This is a genomic window from Actinomycetospora sp., assembly GCF_036497585.1.
Classification (GTDB): Bacteria; Actinomycetota; Actinomycetes; order Mycobacteriales; family Pseudonocardiaceae; genus Actinomycetospora.
This window is the reverse complement of the sequence record NZ_DASXJD010000127.1, coordinates 1-2,572: the sequence shown is the minus strand read 5'-3', so window position 1 is coordinate 2,572 and position 2,572 is coordinate 1. Positions and strand designations below refer to the sequence as shown.

The 2,572-nt window shown below is 75.0% G+C and carries 3 protein-coding genes; 2 read left to right on the top strand and 1 reads right to left on the bottom strand.

Features of this window, described 5'->3' with window-relative positions; translation table 11 throughout:
• A partial coding sequence (locus VGH76_RS12690; RefSeq protein ID WP_331557045.1) for a PIG-L deacetylase family protein occupies positions 1 to 626 on the bottom strand: 626 nt, incomplete at its 3' end.
• A 130-nt stretch (positions 627 to 756) separates the two neighbouring features.
• On the opposite strand from VGH76_RS12690, the gene VGH76_RS12685 reads away from it, so the two are divergent.
• Both VGH76_RS12685 and VGH76_RS12680 read left to right on the top strand, forming a co-directional pair.
• Complete coding sequence (locus VGH76_RS12685) at positions 757 to 1,710, top strand: hypothetical protein (RefSeq protein ID WP_331557044.1); 954 nt, start codon at positions 757 to 759, stop codon at positions 1,708 to 1,710.
• A 154-nt stretch (positions 1,711 to 1,864) separates the two neighbouring features.
• Positions 1,865 to 2,572, top strand: a 708-nt coding sequence (locus tag VGH76_RS12680; RefSeq protein ID WP_331557043.1) for an APC family permease, incomplete at its 3' end; no start/stop codon positions are given.

Genomic DNA, 2,572 nt, shown 5'->3' with positions numbered 1-2,572 from the left:
GCCTGCAGGTAGAGCCGCTGACGGGTCAGCGAGGCGACCGCCCGGTCCACGTGCCCGGTGACGTCGACGGCGTGCCCGGACGCCGGTGAGTGACCCACGACGACGTGGCGGGCCTCGTGCGGCTCGAGGCCCTCCCTCACGAGCTCCGGGTGCAGCCAGCGGTTGCCCGCGTCGCCGACCGCGTCGATCGTGGCCCGCCCGACGGCGCGGTGGTCGGCCGAGTTCCAGCCGACGGGACGTCCGTCCGGGCCCGGCCACTGCTCGGCGTGGTTCAGCGCGACCACGAGGTCCGGGCGCACCGCACGGATGACGCGCGCGATGTCGCGGCGCAGGTCGACGCCCTCGGTGACGACCCCGTCGCGGTGGTCGAGGAAGCGCACGTCCTCGACCCCGACCTCCGCCGCACTGGCGCGTTCCTCGGCCTCGCGCACGGGCCCCGCCTCCTCGGGCGCCATCGTCGCGATCCCGGCCTCCCCGCGCGTGACCAGCAGATACGTGACCCGCTTCCCCGTCGCGGTCCACGACGCGACGGCCGCGGACACCCCGTACTCGAGGTCGTCGGGGTGGGCGGCGACGGCGAGGGCACTGGTCCAGTCGTCGGGCAGCGGCGGCAGCGCGGGCTCCATGACGACGAGCCTGCACCCTCGATCGTGGTTCAGGTCCAGCCCGTCATCCGGTCGATGGACTGATCTTCTGCCGGGGCGCGCGGCGGGCAACACTCGAGTCCCCATCGAGCGATCGTCGACAGGAGTGATCGTGCGACCGAGCCGCCGTGTCCTGACCGCCGGACTGTGCCTGGCGGTCACCGCGCTCACCCTCACGACCACCAGGGCCACCCGTCCGGCGGACGCGGCCCCTCGCGCCGCGGCGCCCACGACGCTCGTCGCCCTCGGCGACTCCTGGGCAGCGGGCACGGCCGCGGGCGGTGCCCCGCTCGTCGATCCCGCGGGCGCCGACGGGACGTCCTGCCGCCGGACGGTCGCGTCCTACCCGGCACGGACCGGACCCCGGCTAGCCCCGGGCGCCTGGACCAGCCGCGCCTGCGCGTCGACCTCCGGTGGCCCGGACACCCAGTTCACCGCACTGACCCCGGCCGTCACCCGCGTCACGATCACCGTCGGCGCGGACGCGAGCGGGCTCGGCGCGCTCGCGGGCGCCTGCGCCGCCGGCGGCACCCCCGCAGCGACGGCGGGTCGCTGCGACGCCGCGGCGGCCCGGACCGACCGCGCCCTCGCCGCGCTCGGGCCCGCACTGGACAGCTCGTTCGCGGACATCCGGCGACGTGCCCCGGGCGCGCGCCTCGTCCTCACCACCTACCCCCGGCTGACGGAGGGACTGTCCTGCGCCGCGGGGGCCGCCGACCCGGGCGCCGCGCGTCGCCTCGACGACACGGTGACCCGCCTCGACGGCATTCTCACCGACCGGGCCCGGGCCGCGGGAGTGACCGTCGTCGACGTCCGCAGGGCCTTCGTCGCCCACAGCTCCTGTGCCCGGCAGCCCTGGATCACCCCGTTCGCCGGGACCGATCCGCTGCGCACCGGGGCACCGACCGCCGCCGGCCAGACGGTGATCGCGAACGCCGTCGACGCCGCCACCGCGCAGCCGACCGCGACCGGCCCGCGCCCGACGATCGCCGCCTCCCTGCCCCTGCCCCTGCCCCTGCTGCGGGACGCGCCGGGCCGGCTCCTCGCGCCCCTCTTCCCGGGCTGACCCAGGGATTTCCCGCCACTATCCCCTGCTCGTCGGGTCACGATGCGTCGACGATCGGTGACCCTGCGGTGAACGGGAGCGCACGAATGGGTAGTGCTCCCGTCGGAGCGCCACCGACACCGTGACGAGGTAGCCGGATGAACGAGGTAGCAGCATGACGGACACGAGCGCCGTCCCCTCCCCCACGCCCGCCGCCGAGGACGGCCGCCCGGACGCCGGCCTGCACAAGGAGCTGGGCTTCTGGTCGCTGCTCGCGGCCGGGCTGGGCAGCGTGATCGGCTCGGGCTGGCTGTTCTCCTCGCTCTACGCCGCGCAGGACGCCGGGCCGGCCGCGCTGCTCGCCTGGGTGATCGGCGGCGCGCTGATGCTGCTCGTGGCGCTGGTGTTCGCCGAGCTCGGGATGGCGAAGCCGGAGTCGGGCGGCCTCGTGCGCTACCCGATGTACTCCCACGGCGGGCTCACCGCGGGCATCGTCGGATGGGCGATGTGGATCAGCTACGTCGGCAACCCGCCCACCGAGGCCGCGGGCGTCGTGCAGTACGCGGCCGCCTACCTGCCCGGGGTCTACGACGGGGAGTCGCTGACCGGCCTCGGCATCCTCATCGCCGTCGTGCTCATGGCCGGCTTCGTCGCCCTGAACTGGTTCGGGGTCCTGCTGTTCGCCCGCTCCAACACGATCGTCACCGCGATCAAGATCCTGATCCCGACGTCGACGGTGGTCCTGCTGATCGCCTCCGGGTTCGACTCCGCCAACATCACCGACCACGGCGGCGTGGCGCCCTACGGCTGGAGCGCGGCGCTGTCGACCATCGCGACCGCGGGCATGGTCTTCGCCTACACCGGCTTCCGCAACGTCGTCGAG